The organism is Armatimonadota bacterium, from assembly GCA_037138755.1.
In the GTDB taxonomy this organism is placed as follows: Bacteria; Armatimonadota; Fimbriimonadia; order Fimbriimonadales; family Fimbriimonadaceae; genus Fimbriimonas.
On the sequence record JBAXHT010000001.1, the window covers coordinates 870475 to 897299 of the forward strand.

Genomic DNA, 26825 nt, shown 5'->3' on the forward strand with positions numbered 1-26825 from the left:
TTATTTTTCCAGCGTGAAGATGTATTGAGATCGGATTCGGACGAAGCTCATTTGAGCAGCACCGTCGCCACCAGGTCCACCTGCGAATGGACCGGCTCCTCCAGGAGGAGGTCCACCTTGGGGGCCTCGACCACCGGCAGGTGGTCCACCACCTGCTGGGGGACGTCCGCCTCGTTGCTGCCTGAGCGAGTCAGGCCGACCCTTTGTCATGGAGAAGTCAGCTGGACCCTTTGCCCCCGCCCGACCGCCTCCACCACCTGGGGGTGCACCGCCGGCTGGCGCGCCACCTCCACCTGCGGTGAATCCAAAGTCACCTTTTCCTTCGGTGGTGATGTCTCGGTAATACTGAACAATCTTCTTGGTATCGAGCGCGAACCAGATCGTCTCTTGAACGGAAATCTTACGATCGGCGATGTCCTGGAACTGTGAGCCTACTTTGGCCTTTACCGGACTTCCTGCCGCAATCGAGTTCTTGATTACAGCGCACGGATGTCCCTGTTCCCATTCCACTCCGACAAACTCGCCGCGCGCAACCGAAGTGTTGACAACTGTGTTGACCTCGCTCTTTTTGTTGAGGTCGAGTGCGCCCTGTTGGAATGCAGCTTGCCAAGTGTCTCCTGGACGAACGTTCTTCGAAGGAAGCACGGGAAGTGGGAAGGAGGCGTAGAGCCCGAGCCGATTTCCAGCACCAACATTGCCCTCAAAGCCAAAGTAGTCTGGAACTGATCCAAAAACTTCTCGTCCGGTCGAGGTAATTCTCATGTAGATCGGAGCCATGTTTTCCGGATAGAACTTCTTTGGACCAGTTGCTCCAGTCGTCGTTAGCATGGCGTATTCGCGATTGTTGACTCCCTTGTCCGCGAGGACTTGTAGGCGCATCAGACCTTCGCCGTTGGAGTAGGCGTTATCGCAGGCATATAACAACCGGATGGCTTCTCCATCCTCAGAAATCTGGAAAGGTCGGTCTCCACTCTTCTTTTGGTCATTTTCGCTGATCACGTTGACGACTTGACGTTGCTCAAGACGATAGATCGATTCCGTGCCAGGATTGAAGGCATAGCGAAGACTGATTCCACCTTCGGGAACTTCAATGCTTGACTTGTTTGCAACGACGATGTCTACGGAGCTTGTATCAACGATTCGAGGTTGGCTACTATAATCGACGTATAGCTTGAGTTCGAGCTTGTGCGAGCCGTCGGCGATGTCCTTGGTGTTCAGGGGGTACTCAAGGTATTTGCCATCCTTCGATGGCTTGGGGGTCATGGCCTCAACGAAGTTGCCGTCGAGAAACACGCCAACGTAGCCAGTCCCTTCGGGAACGCTGCTCTTGGGCATCAAGACTTTGATCGTCTCGCGAACCTTTGACCCGTCGAACGGGCGAACGATGGTGAAGGAGCTTTGGCCAAATGCCAAAACTGATGCTCCACCAAAAATGATGCTCCAAACTGCTCGTTTCATCACGTCTCTACTTAATCTCCAACCCTAATTTACGAGTATGACGCCCTATTCTAACGGGAAGTCACGTTTTCGCGCAAGTTTCTTGGCGGTAGTTCATAATTTTTATGCCCATGACCACCGCGTTCGACCTGGCATCCCTTAATCCCGAGCAGTACGAGGCGGTTGTCCATCCCGGCGGGCCATTGCTTATCTTCGCTGGGGCAGGTTCCGGTAAGACACGAGTTATCACGTATCGGATTGCGCGGCTGATCGAGGAGGGCGTCCCTGCGCAGTGCATCCTGGCGGTCACCTTTACTAATAAGGCCGCCAAAGAGATGGTAGAGCGCATTACTCCTTTGGTAGGGGAGCGCTCCAAGGGGCTGTGGATCGGGACCTTCCACTCGCTCTGCGCCCGAATCCTACGAATCGACGGATCCGCGATCGGAATCGATCGAAACTTCGTCATCTACGACGACGGCGACCAACTCTCGATCATCAAAGATATCTTTAAGAAGAAGAACATCGACGACAAGTCGATCCAGCCGAGGGCGGTGCTCAACGAGATTTCAAGAGCCAAAGAAAAGTTGCTCAGCCCCGAACAGTACAAAGAACGTGCCGCAGGCTTCTTCGAGCAAATTGTCTGCGATATCTACAAGTCTTACAACGAAGCCTTGCAAAGAGCAAACGCTCTCGACTTCGACGATATCCTTTATTATGTCAATCGCCTTCTGGAACAACGTGCAGAAGTTCGCGAGAAGTATCAACGGCGATTCCAGCATGTGATGGTGGATGAGTACCAAGACGTCAACCTTGCCCAATACAACATCGTCCACATTATGGCGGGGCACCACCGAAACGTCGTCGTCGTTGGTGACGACGACCAGTCAATCTATGGTTGGCGCGGAGCCGACGTCAGCCTCATTCTCAAGTTCGGCAGCGACTATCCTGACGCCAAAATCGTCAAGCTTGAACGCAACTACCGTTCGACCCAAAACATCCTAACCGGCGCCAACGAGGTCATCAAGAAGAACAAATCCCGGGCTAGCAAGGAGCTGTGGACCGAAAACGGCACCGGAGCACCGATCACCCTCACCATGTCCGGCACCGAGCAAGACGAGGCGATGAATATCGCCTCCGACGTCCTCCGAGACGTGCGTCTCGGCCGCCGCGAGTTCCGAGACTTCGCCATCCTCTACCGAACGAACGCCCAAAGCCGCGTGGTTGAAGAAGCTTTTCTCACCAATCGTATCCCCCACATGCTGATCGGTGGACAGCGGTTCTACGAACGAAAAGAGATCAAGGATATGATCTCCTACCTAAGACTTGTCTATAACACCCGCGACGACGTCAGCTTCCGGCGGGTCATCAACACGCCGACAAGAGGCATCGGAAACTCGGCCATCCAAGCGATGGAGCAGTATGCCGCAGTCAATCAGTGCTCGCTGTTCATGGCTTCGCAAGATCAAGGCGTACAGTCGATGCTCCAGAAGAAGGCTGCGTCCTCGGTTCGAGTCTTTTCTGATGCCATCGAGGAAGCTGTGCAGATGATGGAGCAAGGGCCGGTAACACCGGTTCTCCGGCTCCTGATGAGCCGATCTGGCTATCTTGACGCGCTCAAAGCTGAACATTCCGAAGAAGCTATTGGGCGCCTGGAAAACCTCCAAGAACTGCTCAATGTCACTTCGCAGTTCGACGAGACTGCTGAGGAGGTTAACCTAGGCATGTTCCTCGAAAGCGTCTCACTGGTCGCAGATATCGATAACTTGGTTGATAGCTCGAACGCAGTCACTCTGATGACCCTTCACAGTGCCAAGGGCCTCGAATTTCCCGTGGTCTTCCTCGCCGGACTAGAGGAAGGCGTGTTCCCCCACTCCCGTTCGCTCTACTCGGATTCTGAACTGGAAGAGGAACGTCGCTTATGCTACGTCGGCATGACCCGAGCCCGCGAAGAATTACACCTGTCGCACGCCCACAGAAGGTCACTCTACGGAATGCCCAATTTCAATGCGCGTTCGCGCTTCATCGACGACATCCCCGCCGACATCCTCGACCTTCGCGGCGACGCCGCACCTGGTGGCTACGGCGGAAACTTCGAGCGTCCCTCCCGAACCGTTACCCCGACCCGCTCTGGTGGCTACATCGTCAACGATCCTCCCAAGCCCGCTCCGAACTTCGCGGCCAAAGCCCCGTTCCAAGTCGGCGACCGCGTGCGTCATGCTAAGTTCGGCGTCGGAGTCACCATAGCCTGCAACCCAATCAAAGACGACTTTGAGGTCACGGTTGCCTTTCCGGGCGTCACGGGAATCAAAAAGCTCGTTCAGAAGCTGGCAAAATTGGAGAAGGTCGAAGCATGAAACAGCTGTTTCTAATCCTCCCCGTCTTTGTGGTAGTCGGCTGCAGTGGTGGCGATTCAAGCCAATTCATGCCACTCGCCAAGGGTAAAGAGTGGGGATATGAGGTCCGCGCCGGGTTCCAGCGCAACATCTCGACCCTGCGGGTCGTCGAACCGAGCGCGGTTGGTTCGGTCAAAGGCTGGCGGCTCGTCGGCTCTCTGGGCGAGTCAAGGATGGCGTGGAAGGATTCTAAACTCGTTGTCTCGGAGTTTTCTAACTGCCGATTCTCGGTACCCGTTCCGATTCTGGATACCGCCAAGATTCCAGCGAAGAGCAAGAGCCAGGGGGATGCATTCAGCCAGGCTCACACGTGGAAAGGAAAGATGGAAAGCTTTGGGGTAATCCGACCTTGTGGAGCGACTCTCCGACAAAGACAGACCAAGCTTGAAGGGAACAAGGCTGACCTCGTCCAGACCATCCTCGAACTCTCGGTCGGCGGGGCGACGATGGAGATCCGTACCTGGTTCGAGCGCGGAAAGGGGATCGTCAAGCAAGAGCAGCGCACGAACGGCAACCTGGTCGTCGCAATGGACCTCCTCAAATACGAATAGCCCTCTGACGTTTGTCAAAGGGCTATTGAGAGGGGTGGTGCCTACTTCGACGAGCGTCGACGTCGAGCGAGGCCAAGGATTCCGAGTCCGAGAACAGCCATGGATGCTGGCTCTGGAACGACGGTGAAGCTGGACCATGAGCCGGTGTATTTCAGCGATCCATTAGTTCGCGTGAGGTTAAGTAGAGAATTTCCTGGTGACGCCATACTGAAGTTCAGGTTGGCATTCTGGGTTCCGGTCGCCTGAGCGAGGACGCCAGCCGAATCGGTCACCGAGGTGTAGACATCGTTGGCCGCTCGGAAATCATCTGCCGCGATAGCCTGGTTGTTAGCGACTCGATCGAATCCGCTGAACAGGTAATAGGTTCCTGCTCCAAGATTTACGTTCAGTTGGGCTGCGTTAGAGAAGGTGGAGTCGCTGAGATTTCCTTTGACAGGGTTGAAGTTGGCATCGTAAAGCCAGAGTTCGGCGAAAGCTGTCCCCGTGTCCTTAAATGTGTAAGCACCTGGGTTGAACGTTCCGGAGATGACAGTAGGAGTTACCGCAGTCTGGGTCCAGGTCGTTGTGTAGGCCGCCGTTGTCGCGCTGGTTCCAGATACTCGGTAGGAAATGTTTGTCGCCGCACCGAAGGTGTAGAACCGGTTGATCCGAGCCGTGCCCGATTCTGCGACCGCACCCACTTGCAAGCTTACATCGCCGCCAGCGATCGGGAGTCCACCGTTATCGGTAAACAGGCCTCGGAGCGAAACGGTGTGGCCCGTCGTAGTGGACGCGAGGCTGAATGTATTCAGGTAAATCGCGGGTGCTGAACTGCCTAATCCGACATTGAAATAGTCAAGGTCCGTACCGGTCGCGGTTCCGGTAATCGTCCCTCCAGGAATGATGCTCCCGGAGTTAGCTGTCGCCTTTGTCCCATTATTCTCTGTCTCGACCAGCTGTGCCATCGCAACTGAGCCCAAGACGAAAACGCCTGCCAATAGAGTGAAAATTCTCATAGTGCCTTCAATCAGGGCAACGCAAAGCCATGCCCAACCCTCACATATTACTACAGGTTTTCGCGAAAACGTTATCATAGGTGCGATAACTGGCAAAATATACGTCAACAAAGCCTAAGCCTGATGGAAAACATCTCAATCCTTAGCCCAAAACCCGTCACTCTCAAAGAAGTGAAGGCCAACCCGAAGGTCAAGAAGCTGATCGACGGGGCGAATGAAGTGATGAGAGCGATGGGTTATACCGAGCATGGGCACCGCCATGTTGGAGTCGTTTCCTCAATCACCCGTTACATCCTCGATAATCTCAAGGTAGGCGAAAGAGATATCGAACTTGGCCAGATTGCCGCTTACCTGCATGACATCGGAAACGTCATCCACCGCGTCAACCACCCGATGCATGGCGCAAGCATAGCGTTCGTGATCCTCAACGAAATGGGAATGGACGCCGCCGAAATTGCCCCGGTGCTCAGCGCGATTGGGAATCATGAAGAGTCAAGCGGCTTACCGATTTCCACTATGTCTGCTGCGCTGATCATCGCCGACAAAAGCGACGTTCACTTTAGCCGTGTGCAAAACCCGATCATCGAAACGTATGACATCCATGACCGCGTCAACGCTGCTGTGCAGAAGAGTCGGGTCGAGATGGACAACGAAGCTCGTACGATCCAACTTGTGCTCGAGATTGACACCAGCATGGCGAGCGTGATGGAGTACTTCGAAATCTTCCTCAGTCGAATGGTGATGTGCCGACACTCGGCAGAACTGTTCGGCTACGACTTCAAGCTAGGTGTCAACGGGACGTTGCTCGAATAGCAAAAACGCCCAGCCGGATTGGCTGGGCGTTGAAGGTTCTGTTCTTTGGGAGGTCAGTTCTTGCGTCGTCGTCGGGCAAGTCCGAGAATGCCAAGACCAAGCGCAGCCATGGATGCTGGTTCAGGAACGACTTGGACGGAGTCGAAGTAGACTCGACCAATGCCGGCGCTAGAGGTGCTCGACACTCCTCGGGTGAAAATGCTGAAACCGTTCACTTTGCTGGTGTTCGAGATGCCGGACTGAATCGTGAAGTTCTGCCCGTTAATGGTTCCAATCATGGTTCCCACGGTGGCATCGAAGTTGATGGCCATGTCAATCCACTGGTCGTTCACGGGCGTAATGGTTCCGAGAGTGGAAGTCGTGAAGCTCGAGTTTTGGCCAATCACGTTCCCAGCCTTATCAATCATGAACAAGGCGTTGACGCCCCGCATCTGGAAGCCAAACTGTCGGCCTGTTCCGGTGTTTGCGCTGTCGATGTACTGCTTCCAAGAAACGCCGAATTTGCTATAGCCTGTGAAGCCGTTGAAGTTTTCAGAGGCGATGCTGTAGTTGGTGACGTTTGAAGTCGTGTTGTTATACGTTGCAACCTGACTGCCCTGAATCGCAGTGAAGGCCGGAGTACGGGTCACGGCCGTCGCAGTGGTCACAACACCTAAAGTTGTAGCCGGCGAGCCGCTTACCGAAGTTCCCCACGGTCCAAGCCATGGAGTAGAGCTCGAAGCGTTCCAAGTCGGTGATTCAGTTGCCTCGAATCCGGTGAAGTAGCTTTGACCGAAAGCAGCACTAAATGAAGCAACCAGCAGCCCTGTAAGAAGAATCTTTTTCATGTCCAACCAAACTCCCATATCGCGTCGACCAGTGCCATCGCCAATCAAGAGCGATAACATTATAGTTCACATATCACTCAAACTTTGAGAATTGTTGAAAAAAAGTCGAATCTAGCAACATTGCTGGTTCGTCTGCCCTAGAATCCCGACGCGGTATACTCTCTGTTCACCTCTCTGTCCGACCTTTTTGAGCCGGGCCGATAGACCTAAGGGAGAACAATGGCTAATCGAAATTACGAAGCACTTTATATCGTCCGACCCGAGCTGAAGGATGCCGACATCACCAAGATCGCTGACCGATTCAGCAAGGTCGTCACCGACAACGGTGGAACCGTCGCCAAGGCCGGACTCTGGGAAAAGCGAAAGTTCGCTTACGAGATCGACGACATCAAAGAAGGCAACTACATCATCATGCACTTCGAAGCTCCGGGCACCGTTCCTGCCGAGCTCAACCGATTGATGCGCATCAGCGATGACGTTCTTCGCCACACCATCGTCAAGCAAGAAGAAGTCGCCGCTCCGGCCGAAGCCGCTGCTGCTGCAGTCGAGGCTTAAGAAGTCATGCTCAACCGCGTCACCCTGATTGGCCGCCTGGTTCGCGATCCCGAAATGCGAACCACCACCACCGGCAAAAGCGTTGTCTCGTTCTCCATCGCCGTCAATAAGCGCGTGAAAGCGCAAGACGGCACCGAGGCCGATTTCTTCCGAGTCACCGCCTGGGGACAAACCGCTGAATACGTCAACACCTACCTCACGAAAGGTCGGTTAGTCTCCGTCGATGGTCGGCTCGACACTCGCAAATGGACCGACCAAAGCGGCGCTAACCGCGAGACGGTTGAAATCGTTGCGGATAACGTCAACGGCCTGGATCGCCCTCGTGACGATGCCGCCGGTAGCGGAGCCTCTGCCCCCCGGGCTGCTTCTAACGCCCCGGCTCCGGCTGCCGATGAGTACGACCCGTTTGCGGACGAATAAGCCTGCAATCGCCGACGATGATGCCTCGGGATACAACTTATCCCGAGGCTTTTTACTTTAAACTACGGTCGTCACCGGAATCCGGAGCGATTTTGGCTTCTCTTCCTCGCGTCGCTGAATAGTGATCGTCACCATTCCATGGCGGAAGCTGGCCTCGATGCCTTCGGTATTGAGATTCTCTGCCAGCCGAATCGAGCGTTGGAAGACGCCATAGACGTTCTCGCGGCGGAAGACTTTGCCGTCTTCCGCAAGTTCCTCGTGCCGATGCTCGCCCTTGATGGTCAGCACGTTTTTCTCGACCGTTACCTCAAGTTCCTCCGGCGAGATGCCCGGAACGGCGGCTCGGATCCTGACCTTGCCATCCTGCTCGGTCACGTCGATGGGAATGCTGTGCGAGGTCGAGCCGGAAGCCGGGGCAGAGAAGAGTCGGTTGAACGACTCCTCGAATCGTCGGATGTCCTCAAGTGGGTTGATAGCGATGATGTTGTGCATGTTTTCTCAAGTGGGCCCCCTTCACGGGGCCTTCATGTGATACATACGCCAGCATATAACCTGAGTGTTTCAGTGTCAAGATAATTTTCAAGTTTGCAGTGAATTCTATGGTAAATTCTATGTATGATCGATCTCACTCGCATCCATCCCGTCACTGACTTCGTTCGGAACTACAAGAGCTTTCTGACTCGAATCAAAGAGACGGGTCAGCCTGAAGTGCTGACCGTAAACGGGGTACCTGAAGCAGTCTTGGTCGACGCGAAGAGCTATCAGGAGATGGTCAATGCGCTTGAGCATGAGCGGTTCGTGAAAGCGGTCAACGAAGGAATCGCCGATATGAAGGCGGGTCGGGGTCAGCCTTTGGAAGAGTCTTTTGCGGACATTAGGCGGGAATACGGACTTGGCCGAGGCGAATGAAGTCGTACAAGATCATCCAACAAGACTCCGCAAAAGACGATGTTCGGAGATACGTCGATTACATCATCGGTCGGGAGAACTCGAGAGTGAATGCTGAACGGTGGCTAGCTGGATTATTGGCGGAAATTCGCACGTTACAAGAGTTGCCACGACGGTGCCCTCGAATTCCAGAACAAGAATTGTTCGAAATTGAATTGAGACAGTTTGTCTATCACTCCCACCGAGTGATTTTCCACGTCAGCGAAGAGACAAACGTGGTGCACGTATTGCGGATTTATCACGGCGCACTTCCCGAATTAGAAGCGTGGCAGATCAAGCCTCCTGGTTAGTCCCGAACTTCCAACCGCTCAACCCTCAGAACCATCGCAGTTGTGTTATCGCTTCCGCCGCCCAATAGGGCCTGACCGACCATCTTCCAAGCCGCCGCCGCCGGGCCGTTCGAGGAGAGGATCGAATGAATCCCCTCGTCGTCAACGTGGTTCATCACCCCGTCTGAGCAGAGGAAGTAGACATCACCTTCGACAATGTCGAACTCAAAGAAGTCAGGGACGACGTTTTCTTCAACGCCTACCGCTCGAGTAATCACGTTCTTCTTCGGATGGTTGATGGCGTCTTCCGGCGAAATCGTACCGAGCCGGACGAGTTCGTTCACGAACGTGTGGTCTTCAGTGATTTGGGTGAGTTCGCCATCGCGGAGCCGGTAAATTCGTGAGTCGCCGACCTGGACAATGTAGGCCTTTTCTTGTAGAAGAACCAGAGCTGAGAGGGTTGTGCCCATGTCCTTCCGGGCCGTGTTAGCTCGAGCCGTGAGGAAAACCCATCGGTTTGCGGCGTGGATGGCGGTGCCAAGAGCCTCTTTCGGGTCGGAGCCGGGGTGGCTGAGATAGACGTCAATAAACGTCTTGCAAGCGAGTTCGCTAGCAATTTGGCCAGCAGCGTGGCCGCCCATGCCATCACAGACGACGAAAACCTGCCCGCGCGAAGCCAAAACAAGCTCGTCGTCGGGAATGTAGAACTCGAACTTGTCTTCGTTGTTCTCCCGAACCCGGCCCAGATCCGTCTTCGCACCCACGCTGACGTGCGCCAAAACCTTCAGCTCCGCTTGCGGCAGAAGGTCGGCAATGGCATACTCAGCGGTGATCTCGTCCATGGTCGGTGTAGCGAGAGTACCTAAGCCAAACTGACAGTAAGTTCAATCGCCCCGATTCGGATGACGTCGGCTTCGCCCATCAGCGTTCTCATATTGGGGTTCAGCTTGCTGTCGTTGATCATTGTGCCGTTGGTCGAGCCGATATCTGTGACGTAGACGCCGTCCTCGGCGATCTCCACCGTGGCATGAGAACCAGACACATAGGGGTCCGGGATGCAGATGTCTTTGTCGCTCTTGCGGCCGAGGGTGTTGACTCCGGCCTTGAGAGTGAACAACTGATCGTTCCACTTCAAAGTGCCAGCACCAACTTCCTTTCGTGGTGCGACGCTAATGGCCGCCGTTTTGTTGCCGCCAAAAGCCTGTGTCACCCCTGCACCTGGGCCTCCGGGGAGTTGGATGGCAACCTCAAAGCCACCAAAACTGATCTTGTCGCCTCCGCTCAAAGTGACCTTTTCACCAGCAGCGACCTTGTTGCCGTTGACCTTCGAACCGTTAGTCGATCCCAGATCCTCGAAGACGAGCACTCCGTCTGTATTCGTCACCTGACCGTGCCGTCGGCTGATTTTGCTGTCCATCAGCGAAATATCGGCTTCGCGGCCAATTACGGTTGTTCCTGGGCGGAGAGGGTACTCGCGGCCATTCATATCTACGAGCATCGGAACCTGAACGGCCGGTGCTCCGAAGGCATCACCGTCCAAGGCTCGATCAAAAATGAGTCCGCAGTCGACGCAGAACATCACGCCACCTGGATTGAACGTTTTGCAGACTGGACACTGAATCGGCTTGATTGTTACTGTGGCGTTGATCGTCGGTGCCGAGCCCATGATGGTCTTGTTAGGGTCGAGTGTCGGCGCGCTTCCCATCACCGTCCGGTTCGGGTCGCTGGTCAGCATCTGGGTTCGGTTAGCGTCGCTCATCGGTCTACATCTATTTTCTCGGTATTTTTACGGAATCGGTTAGTTGGAGGGTGAGTTTTCTGAAGTTTCTGTTGCTGGCCTCATGGTTCGGACGCGACATACTCAAAGCCTTCGTGCCCTTGCGAGCGAACGTAGACGAATTGTCGTTTGCTAAACGCAGTCGTCGACAATTCTTGGTAATCATCCCAAAAACGCGGCCATGCTGCACTGCAGAGATCGAGCAGTTCCTTGAAACCGGGGTTGTCCTCACTTGCCACAAGGGTTGAAGTAGGTGACTTCAGAACCAGTTCTAGAGTGTCGTAGGTGAAGCAATCCAAGCAATAGAATTCGACGACTATCGACTCGTTGCTCTTAAACACGCCTTCCCAACGCTGAATGTCAACTGGCAATTTGGCCCTTTCAGCGGTACGAGCTTTAGCTTTGATCGACTTCAAGAACTTTATCACGCGAAGTGTGCCCCCTTACAATTTCCACCTTACTCGGAGCAACTCCGAAGTGCTTCGCGACGAGCTTGATCAAAGCCTCATTCGCCGCTCCGTCGATTGGAGGGGCCGAAACCCAGGCTTTGTAGGTCTCGCCATCCTGCTCCAGCCGATTCTGGCTCGATTTGGGTTGGAGGCGTACTTGGATGAGCATGGAGGGAAGAGTTGGAATCCTGGATGACTTGCTAGATTTTGGCGTTTCTGTACGGAGAACGAATCAGTGATATCCCACAATCAAGAGTGTTTTTGACTAGGTCCGCCACTTAAGGAGAACAAGAAAGCGAAGAAAAATGCAGTTGTCATGAATCGCTACGTTTCTCTTTGCTCAGTTTTAGCTGTTTTCATCTTTGGGTGCGGGGGTAGCGGCAGCGGAGTTCCGGTGAACAGCACCCCGCTTACACGGGCGGTTGTTCTAAACCGAACTGGCTTCGATCACGTTCTACCCCAAGGTGGCGGAGACTCAATCATTGCCGGACGAGCGTTCACAGCGTCGGGTGATACCAAAGCAGTGTTGTGGAGCGACGCCAGCCCAGAACCGATTGACCTTCATCCCTCCGGTTACCTTTCTTCGATGGCCGCGGCAGCGGATGGTAACAACACTGTCGGGGAGGTGTTTGACGGTCTCAAGTGGGCAGCGGCGGTTTGGAACGGTTCGAGCAATTCTCCGACGATCATCCATCCAGCATCTGGATATACAAGCACACATGCTTTCGGAATCTCTGGACTGAGGATCGTAGGGATGGGATATGAAAATGTTACTGAGCGTCGTGCCCTCGTTTGGGACGGAGTCAACAGCCAGCCACGAAGTCTTCATAACAGCGAGCTTTTCAGCGATACGATTGCGACCGACACGGACGGCGTTAGCGTTGTTGGTGGGGGCTGGTGGGGTGGGAACTGGGGATTCAACAGTGCAATCGTTTGGAAGGGGCCCGGACTTGTGCTGACGAATTTACACCCAAGGGACTCGATGATGAGGAACACCTATGCGAACGCAGTAAGTGGAAATATTGTTGTCGGAGAAGGGCAGCTTGGAAACGATTTTCACGCTTTGGCTTGGCGCGGCACGGCGAACTCGATGGTCGATTTGCATCCAGTGAGCGGCTACATTTCATCGTACGCACTTGCCGTTCGGGGATCTACTATTGTGGGAAGTGGTTGGACAGGATTTACAGGGGATCGAGCTCTGCTTTGGAACGGGTTAAACAATCAACCGGTTAATTTGCATGACTTGCTAGCGGGTCATGCGCTCGCGTTCACCAGTTCCGAAGCAACGGATATCTTGGAGAACGGTGACGTAGTCGGAAGTGCCGTATCGGCTGATGGCAAAACCTATGCGGTGCGTTGGACCCGTTGAAATCTAGCCAGACATTTTCTTCTTAACCCTATCGATATTCGCCTTTGCAGGGAGATCGTTGGGCCACTTCTTGATCTGCAGCTCCCAGACTCGAATCGCGTCGGCGTACTTGTTCTGACGCTCGTAGCACTTGGCCAAGATGCGAAAGGTGTTTGCATGAACCGCCACCTTCAAAGTCGGCTCCAGCACTTGCTCCGCCTCCGGATACCGCTTGCGCATGTAGTAGAAATATCCAAGCGGGTATGCGGCTTCTGGGTTTCCGGGGTTGTCTAGACGAAACTTCTTGTAGAAATCCTCTGCTTCAGCCCACTCCTGAACGTTTTCAAGCATCCAGCCCAGGTTCGTTGCCGTTTCGTAGTTCTTTGGCTCATCCGCAAAGCTCACCTTGAGCATGGAGATCACAAAGGGAAAGTCGCCATCTTCAAACGACTGATCCATTTGTTCGGCGAGTCGATTCGTGGTATGCCCCCAAATCTCGTCGACGCGGTCCTGGGCAATCGCAGCTCCGGCGAGCAGTAGGGCGGAGGCGAAAATAGCGATTCTCATATTGATCTCTACGAACTTAGGAGCTCGTCAAGTAATTGTTGGACGATACCGGGATTTGCACGACCCTGTGTTGCTTTCATTATCTGGCCGACCAAGAATCCTTTGACGCCAAGATTTCCGCCTTTGAACTTAGCGACGACATCTGGATTGGCATCCAGAACACCTCGAACTTGCGCTCGAATGGCGTCGGTATCCGTGATCTGAGTGGCCCCGCTTGCCTCAACCAATTGCTTGGGCATCTCTCCAGTTTGATACGCCTTCGCAAAGATGGTTTTAGCGATTTTTCCGCTGATGGTTCCATCCTCGATCAGCATCACGAGTTCAACGATGTGGTCCGGCGTTACTTTGCTTTGCCGCGCTGTGATGCCTTCTTCATTGAGCATCTTGGCAAAATCGGAGTTCATCCAGTTACAGATCGCCTTCGGGTCTCCGCCCTTCTCGATGGCTTCTTCAAACCAGTACGCCCACTCTCGATCGGAGATGATCAGGTTGGCGTCGTAGGAACTCAGACCGTATTTTTGGGTGTAGCGCTGAAACTTTGCTAGCGGGAGCTCGGGCAGGTTTGCTTTGAGTTCGGCGATGTATTCCGGTGTGAAGGACATCGGTACGAGGTCTGGGCAAGGGAAGTAGCGGTAGTCGTTCTCGGCTTCCTTGATTCGCATGGCGAAGGAACTTTCTTTCTGCTCGTTCCAACCCCTGGTTTCTTGGAGCAATTGTTCTCCGTTTTCAATAGCTGCTTCTTGGCGGCGGCTCTCAAAAGCAATACCCATCTGGACCGAGCGGAACGAGTTGAGGTTCTTCAGCTCGCTCTTGACGCCGAGTTCTTTGGCGCCTTCCGGCGCGATGGAAATGTTAGGCTCGCAGCGCAGTGACCCTTCCTCCATCTTTCCATCGCAAACGCCGAGATACATCAGAATCTGTCGAAGTTGAGATAGATACTCTTTGGCTTCTTCGCCATTATGGATGTCGGGCGGGAAGTCCGTAACGATCTCCATGAGCGGAGTTCCGGCTCGGTTGTAATCAATTCCCGAACCACCGGAAGGCAGATGCATCAGTTTCCCGGTGTCTTCCTCAAGGTGAATGCGCCGAATACCGATTCGCTTGGTACCGCCATCGGGCGTCGGGATTTCGAGATAGCCGTGATAGCCAAACGGATTCTCTTCGCCGTACTGGGTCGTTTGATAGCCCTTGGGAATGTCGGGATAAAAGTAGTTCTTTCGGTGAAAAATGCTTTCTTCCTTGGTGCCGCCGATCTTGCAGTTCAAAGCAAGTGCGGTCTTGATCACCATCTCAATCGCTTCACGATTTGGAACCGGCAATGATCCCGGCAAAGCTAGACAAACCGGACAAGTCCGCGTGTTTGGCTCACCGCCAAACGCCACCTGGCATCGGCAGAACATCTTGCTTTTTGTGGAGAGTTCAGCATGAACCTCCATTCCGACGCTGGTCACATAGTTCGGCATGAATCCCCTCCATTGTACCGAGCGTAGCTTTGTATCTGGACGGCACGCTGATGAGCTATCCTTATGAAGTCAACGCAGACACTGGCGCAGGCCGAATATGGAAATCAAGCTCCCATCAAAGCTGACAAACACAAAACGTTCGCCCCTCATGAAGTGGCTGCTCGAGGGACACGTTCCTGATCCTGACGGACCATTTGAGGCTGAGAGCACCAAAGAACATAAGCACAAGACTCACCTTTGGTGGCAGGTCATGTGTCTCACCGGAGTTGACTACTTCTCTACCCTCGGCTACCAGCCTTCAATCGCGATTAGCGCGGTAGGAAACTTGTCCCCGTTCGCCACGATGATCCTGGTTTTGGTCACGATCTTTGGTGCCTATCCAGTCTATGCGCGAGTCGCCAAAGCGAGTCCTCATGGCGAAGGCTCAATCTCGATGCTTCAGAAGCTCCTGAAGGCATGGCAAGCCAAGCTGCTGGTCCTCGTTTTGTTAGGGTTTGCTGCTACAGACTTTATCATAACGATGACTCTTTCGGCGGCGGATGCCGCCGAGCATATTGTTGGTAACGCTTTCTTTGAGAAAAGCGTCTCTAACGCTCACGCCTGGTTGATTCCGTTCACGTTAATTCTGCTGTGTGCCCTTGGCGCAGTTTTTCTGAAGGGATTTAAGGAGGCGGTTGGTCTCGCGATCGGCTTGGTCGCCCTTTATCTAGTCCTCAACGCAGTCGTCATTGGTCGAGGAGTTCAAGAGCTGTTTTCCAGTCCGCAACTCATCGCGGACTGGCAGAATAGCCTTTCGGCGGGACCTAAAGCTCCAAGCATTTGGCAGATCGGTTTGCTGATTCTGATTGGGTTTCCTAAGCTAGCGTTGGGTCTTTCTGGTTTCGAAACCGGTGTTGCCGTCATGACTCTTGTAAAGGGAAGCAAAGGGGATTCTGAAGAGCATCCTATTGGGCGCATCAAAAACACAAGAAAGCTGTTGCTGAGTGCGGCGCTCATCATGAGCGTGCTGCTGATCTCATCTTCATTTGTCACGACGATCCTAATCGACCATAAGCTGGTCACGGAGCCGACCGGACCCGCCAACGGCCGCGCCCTCGCCTACCTGGCGCAAAAGTTTTTCGGGAGTGGATTCGGAACGCTTTACGACATCAGCACCATCCTAATCCTTTGGTTTGCAGGCGCATCGGCAATGGCTGGTCTGCTGAACCTTGTCCCGCGCTACCTTCCCAAATACGGAATGGCTCCAGAGTGGACCCGTGCAAATCGTCCGCTAGTTCTTCTCTTCATGGGCATCGCCATCATGGTCACTATGATCTTCAAGTTCACAGTCGATGCCCACAATCACGATTGGGCTGAGTTAGTCAAGCGAGTTGGCGCAAGCGCCGCCGAAGACCTCGTGAAGGCAGGGAAGGAAGTCAAGCCCCACACATTTGTTGAAGCTCAAGCCGGTGCTTATGCGACTGGCGTTCTGGTGCTGATGACGAGTGCGGCATTTGCTGTCATGATCACTCTGAAAAAGCGGCATAAGGCAATGCGGGCCGCGTTCGGCTTGATCACGCTAATCTTCTTCTACACGCTGCTCGCGAACATCTACTTCCGCAGCGACGGCCTCAAAATCGCCGCATTCTTCATTGGCATTGTTGTCTTTGTTTCCTTTGTGTCGCGCATCTGGCGTACATTGGAACTACGTGTCAACGGTGTTGATCTCGACCTTCGCGCAATCCAATTTGTTCAAGAAGCAGCTAGCCAAGGTGGACAAATTCGCATTATTCCCAACCGTCCGGATGAGCGCGATAAAGCCGAATACGAGCAGAAAATCGCCGAAACTCGCCGAGATCATGATATCCCTGAGAACGAGCCCATTCTCTTCCTCGAGATCATGGTCCGCGATGCGTCGAATTTTGAAGGGAACGTCAAAGTTCGTGGATATGAAGTCGAAGGGTATCGAGTGCTGCGTGCATCAGGCGTCGCAGTCCCGAACTCTCTTGCGGCGCTGTTACTTCACATCGGAAAGCTGACCGGAAAGCGTGCTCATGCCTACTTCAACTGGGGCGAACGTGGCCCTGGTGCCTACCTTCTTAAGTTCTTGTTCTCCGGAGAGGGAGACATCGCTCCCTTGACCAGGGAGATACTAAGACGGGTCGAGGCTGATCCCAACCTTCGACCCGTGATTCACGTGGCGAGTTAACCGCGTTGCATGCCGCCGGCAGGCAGCTCAACCATGCCGCCGTTTGAGGCGTCCGCCTGACCACCAACGCCTCCTGCAGGAGTCGTTGTCTGAGTCGCTTCGGGTGTCGGTGCAGCTGCAGAGGCTGCCGGAGCTGCCGAAACTGCGGGAGCCTCTTCCTCTTTAGCCGAACAGCCGACTACGATCAGTCCTATCAAAAGAAGGAGTCCTAGTTTGTTCTTGCTCATTAGTTCTCAAACGTATTGTCAGGGCAGAAGGCAGCGGCGTAGTTTGCACCTCGCAGGGAGCCCATGCCTCGGAAAGCTGCCGGAGAAGCAATTCGTCCAGTCGTCGTGTTCACGAAGTTCCAGACGACCGGTCGGTTGGCTGTAAGCGGTAGCGAGCCTTGGTTACCGTTTCCGTAAGGGATGTAACGTGCGGATGTGTCCGCAAACGTGTGGATCGATCCCTGTCCGTAAATGTAGTAGGTCGCAGCCGTTTGGGTAAACGCGAAAATCTGAGGGTTTCCTGTAGCGCCCGCTTGAGGGACTCCCGCTGGGTTGAACATGCACAGTCCACCGGTGGCCGAGTTGCAGTTAAGTCGGGGGGTCAGAATCGCGGTTCCAGCGGTAGCTGCATCGCCGTAACCCGGCCAAAGCATCGTGAGTTTGCTCGGAGCAGCAATTGCCGTGGTCGAAAGGTACTGCATCAGACCATTAAAGGCTTGGGTGACGGTCTTTGGTCTGACAACGGCCCCAGGCGCTGGAGTTGCTGAGCCCAGCTCACGGGTCGCCGGAACCAGCAACATGTCGTAGTTCTTCATGTATGGCTGGATGGTGTTGTGCCAAACGAGGGAGTCCTCTGCGGCGAGAGCAGCATTGCCGTCCCAGCCTGCTGGTGAGAGAGGGGTTGAGGTGTTAAACTTGTATGCAACGAATGGCGATGCCAAGTTTGGGACGATACCAAGGGGATATTGATCATCTACGTCGGATGTGTAGATTGTCATCGCGGTTCCTGTCTGCTTGTAAGAGGAGATAGCGGCGGCCTTTTTTGCCGCAAGCTTCGCCTGAGCGAAGACCGGGAAGAGGATGGCGGCAAGGATAGCGATGATGGCTATGACGACGAGAAGTTCGATGAGCGTAAACGCTGCGGTGCGTTGAGTTTTCATAAGGAAAGACCTGCAAAGAGGAAGATGAGTCAGGTGTTGACCGAAGTCAATCGAATTAAATATACACGAGAAATAACCTTCTCGTTAGCGGCTCAGCACTTTAAGGGCCGCCTTCAGCCTTGATTCAGTATTTTCGCTGGGTGAAGTCTTTAGGGCAGCCGCTTCGGCGTCCGGGCGGCGGTAACCGAGAGCGATCAGTGCCTCGACAAGTTCTGCGTCCGCCGAAATTGTGGGTGACGCTCCTGAACTACCGGTTACAACTATTTTGAACTGATCGATCTTTGGCTTCAACTCCAAAATGATCCGCTCCGCAAGACGCTGACCCACCCCTGTCGCTCGGGCCAAGGTTTTCGGCTCGTTTACGTAGATGGCGTCCAGTACATCGTCGGTCCCAACTTGTCCTACCAGAGCCTGCGCCACCTTTGGCCCGCACCCCTTCACGTCAAGAAGTAGATCAAAGACTCGTCGGTCTTTACGCTCTAGAAAGCCGCAAAGTGAAACCCCGTCTTCTCGGAAAATCTGTCGTGTGTAGAGCGACGCCGAAGTACCCGGCAAAAGTTTCGGAAGGCAAGAATCGGGCACGGTCACCTCGTAGCCAACGCCTTGAACGTCGAGCAAAACCATGCTCCCTTCAACCTCAACAACGGAACCAATCAGGCGTCCGATCATCGATGGTTACCCGCTGGTTCCACCTTGAACTTGAAGTCAATCGCCGCCTCATAGGCACGCGGCCAGGGCAAGTGAACACTCAATGCTTCCAACCCCACAATCCGATAATCCTTGTTGCTGGCAAAGAACGTTTTCCCTTCGAACTGGAGGTCAAAAAGCTGCCGGGAGTACTTCGTCAAATCCTCTTCGACGAACTGGTTGACGCGTTCAAATGTCGTACCGTACACCTCGTCTCTCTGCGTCTGATACTTGTCGATCAACTTGTAAGCAGCCGGGCGGGTGTACTTGTGATAAGCGTAATCGTCAATCATCCGGTGAAGCAAGAACTCTTTCTGTGCCACTTCGCGCGCCAGTGAGTCGCTCTCCAGCGCCCGACCGCTTAAGTAAACATTCGCGGCGGGAATCGCGGTTCCAATTGTGTTCCCCGCCGTGTTCCATCCCGCAAAAGCGAGTAATCGATGGGCCCGTCGTTCCTCACTCAGCCCAGCAAAAAGCTCCTCGTCCGATGTCCCGTCTACACCAAAATTGATGTCCGCAACCGCAACTGGGAAGCCTTGATCGATCTCATCCTTGAGGTTTCGCATGAACGGCTGGAAAGTGCTTCTTCGCCGTCCGGGAGTATTGACGTACAGCGTGTAGTCGAACTCTTGACCCGGTTTCACCAAGACCGCTCCGGACGCAAAGAGCTGATCAGACAGGCTCTCTTCGATTGGCTTCGACTCGTACAGGGCGTAAGCCTTTTTGCCATCGCCGTCGCTGTAAACAATCCGAACCTTAGGCTGAAACTTCAGATCAGCCAGAATCGCTCGGGAAACCAGGATGTTGCCGTGTTGGTCGATCCCTTCACAAAAGTAGGCGCGGTCACCAAGTTCGATGTACTTCGCAAACTCCCTCAGTTTCGCGTTCTCCTGAATCTGAGGTCCATCCGGCTTGGCATCGTCCTGACCAATGATAAGGTAGTCAACCGGACCTGCTTTGACCATCTTCATGAGGGTCCGGATCACCTCAAAGTTCCTGTTCCGAGTGTTCTCGTAACGCTGGATCTCCTCCTGCGGAACCATTGCTTTCAAGTTCTTAAGCTTGCTCAGAAGATTCTTATCGTTGGTGCGCTCAAACTTATCTTTGATTTCCTCGTACTTGGCAAGGTTCATACGATAAGGCGCGGCCTTGATAGTAGCAGTAGGAGTCAACCTCATGTTCGAGGCAAAGATGTAGAACTTGATATCGGCTTCTTGTTTCGCTCGGAAGGTCAGCAGTCGCCTAAGTCGTTGGATGGCTGTTGTCGAGTCCACACCAGTCACCCTCGACTGGATGAGACCCCCGTAAGCCACCATGTCCGCGCTGGCGATCAACGCTCGCACATTGGTCAAATCTTGGCCTTCGAGCCACTCAAAAATCTTGTCGACTTGGGCTTCCTCTGTAAATCGCCCCAGCAGGTTCTGTGGAGGCAAGATGACGTCGTAACCCGCCATCGCTCCGATCATTTTCGCAAACTGTCCAGCCGCTGGTCGCCCGTCAAGGGGAATCATTAAGATTCTAGGCGCAGGAGTAGCTTTGACTTGCGGCTCTTGAGGCACAATCGTGGCAAAGCACAAGGCACCCGCAAGAAGAAGTTTGAACATGGAGAACGCCCTTAGTTTACGCGGTTCGGGCAGCGCGGTTCCGAACATACTCGGCACTACGGTCCAACCACTTCATAAACTCAGCGGTGTCATCAAGAATCGTCTTCGGAAATCGCACATATTCGCGCAAAGGATCTGCGCCAGGCTCAGGCACCATTACAGACGCGCCATCAATTCCCATGGCTTCCTCGTAATCAGAAGGGTTGAGCTTGAAGGCAACATCGTTGTCCATCAAGAATGCGAACATTCGCTCGCTGGTATATACCCCCATTCCGCCGAACATGCGACGCGCACGCACTTCGTAGGCATCAGCGGCCTGCATAATCTGTTCGTACCGAAGTGGTCTGTACACCATCGTTTCAGCTACCAGAAACGGGCCAGCAACTTTGCTGAATCACCGTAAATCAAGTGTACCAGCGGTACAGTCTCGGTTTAGAGTGCAACGGCCTTATTTCGGAGTTAAACTCAATCAATGTCGGAAAAGCGACTGGTGATCATTGATGGCTACGCCCTTCTATTTCGGGCGTTCTACGCCACGCGCTACCTCTCGACGAGCGACGGGCGCCCGACGAATGCGCTCCACGGATTCACCTCCATGCTGTTCCAGATTCTGGAGATCATCCGACCGAACGCAATTGTAGTAGCGCTAGATGCGCCGGGGAAGACCTTTCGACATACCGAATTTGCTGACTATAAAGGGACCCGAAAAGAGACCGCTCCCGAGTTGATTGTTCAGCTTGATGAATCCCGAAACCTCTTGTCCGCCTTAGGCATTCCTCAGTTGGAGCTTGTCGGCTTCGAAGCCGACGACATCATCGGAACCCTCTCTCTGAAAGCCGAACAAAATGGCTACAAGACCACGATCGTGACCGGCGACATGGACACCTTGCAATTGGTCGACGACTGGGTGAGCGTCTTGACTCCCAAAACCGGAATGTCCGAGACGATGACCTACACTGCCACGGAGGTCTTTGAGCGTTGGGGCGTCACGCCGGCACAAGTGGTCGACTTCAAAGCCATCAAGGGTGACCCAAGCGACAATATTCCCGGTGTTCCTGGCATCGGAGACAAAGGTGCCGCGGAGCTGATTTCGCTCTTTGGCTCGATCGAAGCCATTCTGGAACGATGGGAAGAGGTTCCCGAAAAGTATAAGAAGAAGATCGAGCCGGCTGTCGATTCGATGAAACTGTCGAAATGGCTTGCGACCATCAAGCGCGATTGCGAGGTGACCTACGACTTCGAGCCATTTGTCTTGACGCAAGCCGAGTTTGCTGCAGGAAAGGAGTTTCTGGAGCGATTCGAAATGCGATCTCACGCAAAGAACATTCAGCGCGTTCTCGGGCCGTATGTCGAGGGAGCCTCGTCTTCCGAACCCGACGTGGAAGTGGTTCAGCAAAAACTTGAGTTCGCTACTCGCGAAGTCGGCTCGTTCATCATGCTCAAAAGCACAGTTAACAGCCAGCCCTTCGGACTCCACTTTGCCGCCTTGCAGACGGAAGATCTATTCGATGAGAACGCGGAGCGTGCTTATGTCGCTGTCGGTCACGAAGTCCTGACTTGCTCTCGCGAAGACGGGATGCGTCTGCTGGCTACTTTCCCGTCCCAGGCGATCGTCCACGATGCAAAGCCTCTCTATAAAGCTGCGAAGAAGTTCGACCAAGCCGTCGGTTTCGATGCTCTGCTAGCTGGCTACGTGCTTCAATCAGGTCGAGCTGGATATGTGTTGGGTGACCTAGTCCAAGGCTACACAGATCTAGTCGTTCCAACCACACCCGAGGAAACCGCTGCCTCGCTCCTACACCTCCAAAGAGCCATGCTCGACCGACTTGAAAAAGAGGGCCAGACATCCGTGCTTCAAACCATCGAGCTTCCACTCACCCCTATCCTTGCTGAGATGGAAGTCCTCGGAATCCGAACGTCGAAGAGCCAATTGCACGAGTTTTCCAAAGAACTTGGGATCGCTATCGAAGCCTCGACAAAGCGAGTCTACGAACTCGCAGGACAAGAATTCACTATCGGCTCCCCCAAGCAACTCGGCGAAATCCTCTTCGACAAAATGCAAATCCCTGGTGCAACCAAGACCAAGACTGGTTACGCCACGGGTGCCGAAATCCTGCAGCAACTCGCCCCAACCTACGAGATTGCGGGCGAAGTTCTCACCTGGCGCGAGCTCACCAAGCTCAAATCCACTTACGCTGACGCTCTCCAAACTCAAATCGGCTCCGACGGTCGTATCCACACCACGTACTCCCAAACTACTGCCGCCACTGGGCGCCTTTCCTCAAACGATCCCAACCTGCAAAACATCCCCATTCGCACCGAACTCGGTCGGTCAATCCGCAAGGCTTTCATCGCCGCAGAAGGCTACTCACTCGCCTCATTCGACTACTCCCAGATCGAACTTCGAGTTTTGGCTCACATGTGCGGAGAACCAGCTCTGGTCTCCGCGTTCGAGAATAGGGAGGATGTCCACTCGGCTACCGCTCGGATCATGTTCCACACTGGAGAGCCGACGAAAGACCAGAGGCGCTACGCCAAGCTCCTCAACTATGCCGTCCTCTATGGAGTTACCGATTTTGGCCTTGCCAATCAACTTGGTGGTGGCTTCAGCCGTGCGGAGGCGAAAGAGCTTATCAACTTGTACAACGAGCGATTCCCGACCGTGAAAGGTTTCACTCAGGACGTGGTTGTCGACGCTCGAAGCAAAGGATTCACGACAACTCTGACGGGCCGCCGACGCTACTTCCCCGATATCCATTCGAGTCGATTCAACGACCGAAACTACGCCGAGCGACAAGCCATGAACGCTCCAATCCAAGGCACCGCGGCCGATATGATCAAGCTGGCGATGATGACTGTACGAAAACAACTCGCCGGATCACAGACCAAAATGCTCCTGAATGTCCACGACGAACTCGTCTTTGAACTGAAAGATGGCGACAGTCAGGTTCTGGAACCCATTCGCCACCTCATGGAGACTTCGCTTCCGCTCAAAGTTCCAGTCGAAGTCGATGCCAAGGTGGGGGAAAACTGGAACGAGATGACCACCGTTTAGCCTCGCTGCTCAGCTGGGGTTGCTCGTTGCGACGTCGGTGAGAGTCGGGATTGATGGCGGACGTTGGCGAGGCATAATCCAAAACAGGTAGATCGATCCAATCAACAGGACGAGCCATAGCCAAGGGAAGTTTGACTTCGAGCGGCGCACATTGCTCCGGATTCTTGCCATCGATTAAGAATGACACAAAGAAATCCCCTCAAGTTCTTTGAGGGGATTTGGGTTCGGAAATGGCTTCCGAGAGGAGGTTACTTGCCAACGGCTTTGAGAGCTGCTGCGGCTTTCTTCGCGATGCGTGACTTGCGTCGAGCAGCCTGGTTCGGGTGAATCTGACCGTTTTGCGCGGCTTTGTCCAGAGCCTTCACTGCGCTGACCAAGTTCACGCTGACTTCTGCGGGATCTCCACCTGCAGTTGCCTTGCGGCTCTTCTTGATGTAGGTCTTCAAAGCGCTCTTGACGCTGGTGTTAACTGCGGTCCGCTTCGCAATGCGGCGGATGTCCTTCTTACTCGACTTCTTATTTGCCATTTCTGAATCAGAGAGTGTACCTCAAAGAATCTTGTATTTCTCGCACCGTTTCATTGCCTCCATTCGTCAGCGAGTATCCACCTCAAACGTCGCCCCCGGCTGGTTTTGTCTAGAACGCCGTGCAGCCGATACAAGTAGCACCAGCGTTGGGATCGCAACAACTGCATTGATAACTTGAAATTGGAGCATCGCAAGTGGTGTGTCGAGGCTGATCGGCTCACAACCGCCGTCCCAAAGCATAGGCTCGAAGATAGTCAAGCCAAAAGCCTGGGAGAGGGCCACGACTCCAGCGAGACTGACCCCGGCAGCAATCAGGGTCACATAGCTCTTGACTGACTGAAAAAACGGAGTTCCGGTAAATTCACTTCGGAAAAACCAGGCAAAGGTCCCCTCCAAAATTCCGAAGCACCACCAGATGTTTCCCAGGATGTTTCCGCTGTGAGAAAACGGTGCGAAGATGTAGACAAGCGGGCCGGTCCACGCACAGAGCCCTAGTCCTGAGAAGCGGTAGATTTCTGTCTTAGTCGGGAATCGTAATCTCATACAAATCCGCTTGCTCGTTCGTTACGATGAGCTTGTCACTACCGTCCCAGCAGACAGCCTCACACTGCTTAGCGCCTTTAAACCGAATCTGCTTCAGCGGATGAGAGAGCACTTTGTCGCCCTTCGTCATATCAAAAATCCAAACAGACTGTTGTGGAGCTTGGACCAAGACCGCGAGTCGCCGTCCGTCTGGAGAAAGGTCGCATGCCGTCACCCAGCCACCAAAGTCGAGCTTCGTATCCAACTTCTGCGGCTTGTTCAACTTGGTTGCAGACGGGTTCTTTAGCCTATAAAGCGAACCACCTCGTGCCGGGAGCTTATGAGTCTTATCGCGCCACTTCGTGACAAAGTACATCGTCCCTTTCCGAACGGCCAAAGCCTCGCAATCGAAATTCCAGTCACCAGTCGGCGGAAACTCGGTCTGATCCGGCCATGCGATCCGATACGCGGTCGATTGATAGTTGGCCGCCGCATGTCCTACCTTAAACTCTTTCACCGCGTACACCGTCAGCTCCTTTCGAAAGTTGAGGTTATTCCCAGTATCGGCAATGTAGATTGTATTGCCGTCGACGGCGATATCCTCCCAATCCAAGTTCACCGCTCCATCGATCAGATATCCTCCCTCCGAACCGACAGTGTTACCGCTTTTGTCGATCGCAAAAATCCTCGCCGTATCCCCACTATCGTTATGCACCCAATACGTCTTCGGGTTGAGGGACGAACGAGCAATGCCGCTCATCTCGCCGATCTCCTTGTTCTGAATCGAACCCAGAGTTCTGAGTTCAACTTGAGTTTGGGTAAGAATCAGAGCAGTGAGCAGCATTTGTAGGTTATGATACGCGCATGGTCACCGTTCTCGCCGCAATGATGTTTGCTCAAGAGGGCTTTCCCTTTCGAGTTTACGAGGCAGATAAGATTGCGGCTTCTGAATTCGCCGCTCGGCGAGCGGAGTACATTAAGTCGATCCCGAGCGGTTCGTTCGCTCTTCTCGTCACCAACCCGTTGCACCAACGCTCCAACGACACCGATTTTCCCTTCCGTCCCAACTCTTACTTCTGGTACCTGAGCGGTTGCGAAGAACAAGATTCAGCACTTGTTCTCGCTCCCGACGGGATCAGAGTGAATGGAAAAGTGGCCAAAGAAATTCTGTTTGTTGCCGACAAGAACCCCCAAAGCGAAACTTGGACTGGAGTCTTGATGGGACCGGAAAAGGCGAAAGAGTTGCTCGGTGTAGAGATGGTTTTGTCCAACAAGTCCTTCGCCTCGGTCTTGGGATCGCTTACCCAAGCTAAAGGCGCGTTGATCGAGAAACCAGAGGGCCTGTCCGGCCGAGTCGCCAGCTTTGTGAAATCGTTTGAAGAGTGGCAAGCCCAGCACGCAGAAGAAAAGGGGTTGCGAAAACCTCTCGATGTGATGCGAAGCATCAAGTCTCCTGCGGAAGTCGCACTGACCTACAAGTCGATGAATGCAACGTGCAACGCGCACAAAGAAGCTCTGATGTCCTGTGAACCAGGAATGCGTGAGTGGGAAATTGCCTCGCTGGTCGAATACATCTTCGCTAGAAACGGTTGCGAGGCAGTCGCTTACGGATCCATCGTTGGGTCGGGGATGAATTCTTGCATCCTTCACTACCCTTCGCCTAGAAAGAGGATCGAGAACGGGGACTTCATCTGTATGGATGTCGGTGCGGAGTACCACGGCTACGCCAGCGATGTCACGAGATCGTATCCGGCAAACGGAAAGTTCTCTGCTGAGCAACGAGCGATCTACGAAATCGTGTTAAGAGCTCAAGAAGCCGGAGTCCGAGCTGCCAACGTTGGCGCTCCTTTTACGGTGGCTGATACCGTTGCCAGGCAAATCGTTGCCGACGGACTCATTAAGCTCGGCATCATCAAGGATGCAAAAGAGGTTCGTCGATACTTTATGCACGGAACCTCGCACTACGTCGGCCTTGATGTCCACGATACCGGCGACTACGGCCCGCTCAAGGCGAACCAGATCATTACAGTTGAACCCGGAATCTATATCAAAGAGGGGTCCGCATGCGACAAAAAGTGGTGGAACATCGGAGTCCGCATCGAAGACACTGTTCTGATCTCAGACAATGGTCCGATCAACATGAGTGGCAACCAACTCCCTCGCTCGATCCCCGAGATCGAAGCTCTCATGGCAAAGAAGGGGCTTGGAAATCGTCCCGAGGGCAAGATCGCGCTGAACGGAAACCCGTCAAAACTCTTTGATCTGGCTCATACTCACTGAGGA

Annotated in this window: 30 protein-coding genes; 11 read left to right on the forward strand and 19 right to left on the reverse strand. The window is 53.9% G+C overall.

Annotation, left to right across the window (positions count from 1 at the left end; genetic code table 11):
• The gene (locus WCK51_04185) at positions 1-1458 is read right to left on the reverse strand and encodes a hypothetical protein (protein ID MEI7576068.1); all 1458 of its coding nucleotides are present in this window, start codon (positions 1456-1458) and stop codon (positions 1-3) included.
• A 110-nt stretch (positions 1459-1568) separates the two neighbouring features.
• Here WCK51_04185 and WCK51_04190 point away from each other — a divergent pair, with 110 nt between their 5' ends.
• Positions 1569-3791 carry a UvrD-helicase domain-containing protein gene (locus WCK51_04190; protein ID MEI7576069.1) on the forward strand — a complete coding sequence of 741 codons (2223 nt, stop codon included), beginning with the start codon at positions 1569-1571 and terminating at the stop codon, positions 3789-3791.
• Positions 3788-4381, forward strand: a complete 594-nt coding sequence (locus WCK51_04195; protein ID MEI7576070.1) for a hypothetical protein — start codon at positions 3788-3790, stop codon at positions 4379-4381. The genes WCK51_04190 and WCK51_04195 overlap by 4 nt, the downstream gene beginning before the upstream one ends.
• Positions 4382-4422: 41 nt before the next feature.
• Here WCK51_04195 and WCK51_04200 read toward each other — a convergent pair whose 3' ends face one another.
• Positions 4423-5376: a PEP-CTERM sorting domain-containing protein gene (locus WCK51_04200; GenBank protein MEI7576071.1), complete on the reverse strand. Its 954-nt coding sequence runs from the start codon at positions 5374-5376 to the stop codon at positions 4423-4425.
• A gap of 123 nt (positions 5377-5499) precedes the next feature.
• Between WCK51_04200 and WCK51_04205 the strand changes: the two genes are divergently transcribed.
• A complete protein-coding gene (locus tag WCK51_04205; GenBank protein MEI7576072.1) occupies positions 5500-6189 on the forward strand; it encodes an HD domain-containing protein in 690 nt (229 codons plus the stop codon).
• A 53-nt stretch (positions 6190-6242) separates the two neighbouring features.
• Here the strand turns inward: WCK51_04205 and WCK51_04210 are convergent, their stop codons facing one another.
• Positions 6243-7076 (reverse strand): PEP-CTERM sorting domain-containing protein, encoded by an 834-nt coding sequence (locus tag WCK51_04210; GenBank protein ID MEI7576073.1) that lies wholly within the window; start codon positions 7074-7076, stop codon positions 6243-6245.
• 159 nt (positions 7077-7235) lie between these two features.
• Between WCK51_04210 and rpsF the strand changes: the two genes are divergently transcribed.
• The gene (gene rpsF, locus WCK51_04215; protein MEI7576074.1) at positions 7236-7571 is read left to right on the forward strand and encodes a 30S ribosomal protein S6; all 336 of its coding nucleotides are present in this window, start codon (positions 7236-7238) and stop codon (positions 7569-7571) included.
• A 6-nt stretch (positions 7572-7577) separates the two neighbouring features.
• Positions 7578-7991 (forward strand): single-stranded DNA-binding protein, encoded by a 414-nt coding sequence (gene ssb, locus WCK51_04220; protein ID MEI7576075.1) that lies wholly within the window; start codon positions 7578-7580, stop codon positions 7989-7991.
• Positions 7992-8048: 57 nt separating this feature from the next.
• On the opposite strand, the gene WCK51_04225 is transcribed toward ssb, so the two are convergent.
• Positions 8049-8483: an Hsp20/alpha crystallin family protein gene (locus WCK51_04225; protein MEI7576076.1), complete on the reverse strand. Its 435-nt coding sequence runs from the start codon at positions 8481-8483 to the stop codon at positions 8049-8051.
• A 123-nt stretch (positions 8484-8606) separates the two neighbouring features.
• Between WCK51_04225 and WCK51_04230 the strand changes: the two genes are divergently transcribed.
• Both WCK51_04230 and WCK51_04235 read left to right on the forward strand, forming a co-directional pair.
• Positions 8607-8900, forward strand: a complete 294-nt coding sequence (locus tag WCK51_04230) for a type II toxin-antitoxin system Phd/YefM family antitoxin (protein ID MEI7576077.1) — start codon at positions 8607-8609, stop codon at positions 8898-8900.
• Positions 8897-9229, forward strand: coding sequence for a type II toxin-antitoxin system RelE/ParE family toxin (locus WCK51_04235; GenBank protein ID MEI7576078.1), 333 nt, complete (start codon positions 8897-8899; stop codon positions 9227-9229). The genes WCK51_04230 and WCK51_04235 overlap by 4 nt, the downstream gene beginning before the upstream one ends.
• On the opposite strand, the gene WCK51_04240 is transcribed toward WCK51_04235, so the two are convergent.
• The 4 genes from WCK51_04240 to WCK51_04255 form a co-directional block, all read right to left on the reverse strand.
• A complete protein-coding gene (locus tag WCK51_04240) occupies positions 9226-10050 on the reverse strand; it encodes a Stp1/IreP family PP2C-type Ser/Thr phosphatase (GenBank protein ID MEI7576079.1) in 825 nt (274 codons plus the stop codon). The genes WCK51_04235 and WCK51_04240 overlap by 4 nt on opposite strands.
• A 20-nt stretch (positions 10051-10070) precedes the next feature.
• Positions 10071-10967, reverse strand: a complete 897-nt coding sequence (locus WCK51_04245) for an FHA domain-containing protein (GenBank protein MEI7576080.1) — start codon at positions 10965-10967, stop codon at positions 10071-10073.
• Positions 10968-11047: 80 nt separating this feature from the next.
• Positions 11048-11413, reverse strand: a complete 366-nt coding sequence (locus tag WCK51_04250; protein MEI7576081.1) for a hypothetical protein — start codon at positions 11411-11413, stop codon at positions 11048-11050.
• Positions 11382-11603 carry a DUF167 domain-containing protein gene (locus WCK51_04255; protein ID MEI7576082.1) on the reverse strand — a complete coding sequence of 74 codons (222 nt, stop codon included), beginning with the start codon at positions 11601-11603 and terminating at the stop codon, positions 11382-11384. The genes WCK51_04250 and WCK51_04255 overlap by 32 nt, the downstream gene beginning before the upstream one ends.
• 147 nt (positions 11604-11750) lie before the next feature.
• On the opposite strand from WCK51_04255, the gene WCK51_04260 reads away from it, so the two are divergent.
• Complete coding sequence (locus tag WCK51_04260) at positions 11751-12803, forward strand: hypothetical protein (protein ID MEI7576083.1); 1053 nt, start codon at positions 11751-11753, stop codon at positions 12801-12803.
• Positions 12804-12806: 3 nt separating this feature from the next.
• Here the strand turns inward: WCK51_04260 and WCK51_04265 are convergent, their stop codons facing one another.
• Entirely contained in the window at positions 12807-13349 is a 543-nt protein-coding gene (locus WCK51_04265; protein ID MEI7576084.1) for a tetratricopeptide repeat protein, read from the reverse strand.
• An 8-nt stretch (positions 13350-13357) separates the two neighbouring features.
• Positions 13358-14812 (reverse strand): Asp-tRNA(Asn)/Glu-tRNA(Gln) amidotransferase subunit GatB, encoded by a 1455-nt coding sequence (gatB, locus tag WCK51_04270; GenBank protein MEI7576085.1) that lies wholly within the window; start codon positions 14810-14812, stop codon positions 13358-13360.
• A gap of 148 nt (positions 14813-14960) precedes the next feature.
• Between gatB and WCK51_04275 the strand changes: the two genes are divergently transcribed.
• The gene (locus tag WCK51_04275; GenBank protein ID MEI7576086.1) at positions 14961-17000 is read left to right on the forward strand and encodes an amino acid transporter; all 2040 of its coding nucleotides are present in this window, start codon (positions 14961-14963) and stop codon (positions 16998-17000) included.
• Here WCK51_04275 and WCK51_04280 read toward each other — a convergent pair.
• The 5 genes from WCK51_04280 to WCK51_04300 form a co-directional block, all read right to left on the reverse strand.
• Entirely contained in the window at positions 16997-17227 is a 231-nt protein-coding gene (locus WCK51_04280; GenBank protein MEI7576087.1) for a hypothetical protein, read from the reverse strand. The two genes, WCK51_04275 and WCK51_04280, sit on opposite strands and share 4 nt — an antisense overlap.
• Positions 17227-18147, reverse strand: coding sequence for a prepilin-type N-terminal cleavage/methylation domain-containing protein (locus tag WCK51_04285; protein ID MEI7576088.1), 921 nt, complete (start codon positions 18145-18147; stop codon positions 17227-17229). The genes WCK51_04280 and WCK51_04285 overlap by 1 nt, the downstream gene beginning before the upstream one ends.
• An 84-nt stretch (positions 18148-18231) precedes the next feature.
• Positions 18232-18816 (reverse strand): Holliday junction branch migration protein RuvA, encoded by a 585-nt coding sequence (gene ruvA / locus WCK51_04290; protein MEI7576089.1) that lies wholly within the window; start codon positions 18814-18816, stop codon positions 18232-18234.
• Positions 18813-20438: a DUF4127 family protein gene (locus WCK51_04295; protein ID MEI7576090.1), complete on the reverse strand. Its 1626-nt coding sequence runs from the start codon at positions 20436-20438 to the stop codon at positions 18813-18815. The genes ruvA and WCK51_04295 overlap by 4 nt, the downstream gene beginning before the upstream one ends.
• 16 nt (positions 20439-20454) lie before the next feature.
• On the reverse strand, positions 20455-20793 hold the full coding sequence (locus WCK51_04300) for a TfoX/Sxy family protein (protein ID MEI7576091.1): 339 nt from the start codon (positions 20791-20793) through the stop codon (positions 20455-20457).
• A 117-nt stretch (positions 20794-20910) separates the two neighbouring features.
• On the opposite strand from WCK51_04300, the gene polA reads away from it, so the two are divergent.
• On the forward strand, positions 20911-23493 hold the full coding sequence (gene polA, locus WCK51_04305) for a DNA polymerase I (GenBank protein ID MEI7576092.1): 2583 nt from the start codon (positions 20911-20913) through the stop codon (positions 23491-23493).
• 9 nt (positions 23494-23502) lie between these two features.
• On the opposite strand, the gene WCK51_04310 is transcribed toward polA, so the two are convergent.
• From WCK51_04310 to WCK51_04325, 4 genes are all read right to left on the reverse strand, one after another.
• Positions 23503-23664 (reverse strand): hypothetical protein, encoded by a 162-nt coding sequence (locus WCK51_04310; protein MEI7576093.1) that lies wholly within the window; start codon positions 23662-23664, stop codon positions 23503-23505.
• Positions 23665-23741: 77 nt separating this feature from the next.
• Positions 23742-24020, reverse strand: a complete 279-nt coding sequence (gene rpsT, locus WCK51_04315; protein ID MEI7576094.1) for a 30S ribosomal protein S20 — start codon at positions 24018-24020, stop codon at positions 23742-23744.
• 66 nt (positions 24021-24086) lie between these two features.
• Positions 24087-24563, reverse strand: coding sequence for a hypothetical protein (locus tag WCK51_04320; GenBank protein MEI7576095.1), 477 nt, complete (start codon positions 24561-24563; stop codon positions 24087-24089).
• Positions 24541-25386, reverse strand: a complete 846-nt coding sequence (locus WCK51_04325) for a hypothetical protein (protein ID MEI7576096.1) — start codon at positions 25384-25386, stop codon at positions 24541-24543. Before WCK51_04325 ends, WCK51_04320 begins: the two co-directional genes overlap by 23 nt.
• Before the next feature lie 20 nt (positions 25387-25406).
• Here WCK51_04325 and WCK51_04330 point away from each other — a divergent pair, with 20 nt between their 5' ends.
• The gene (locus WCK51_04330) at positions 25407-26822 is read left to right on the forward strand and encodes an aminopeptidase P N-terminal domain-containing protein (GenBank protein ID MEI7576097.1); all 1416 of its coding nucleotides are present in this window, start codon (positions 25407-25409) and stop codon (positions 26820-26822) included.
• The last annotated feature ends 3 nt before the right edge of the window (positions 26823-26825 follow it).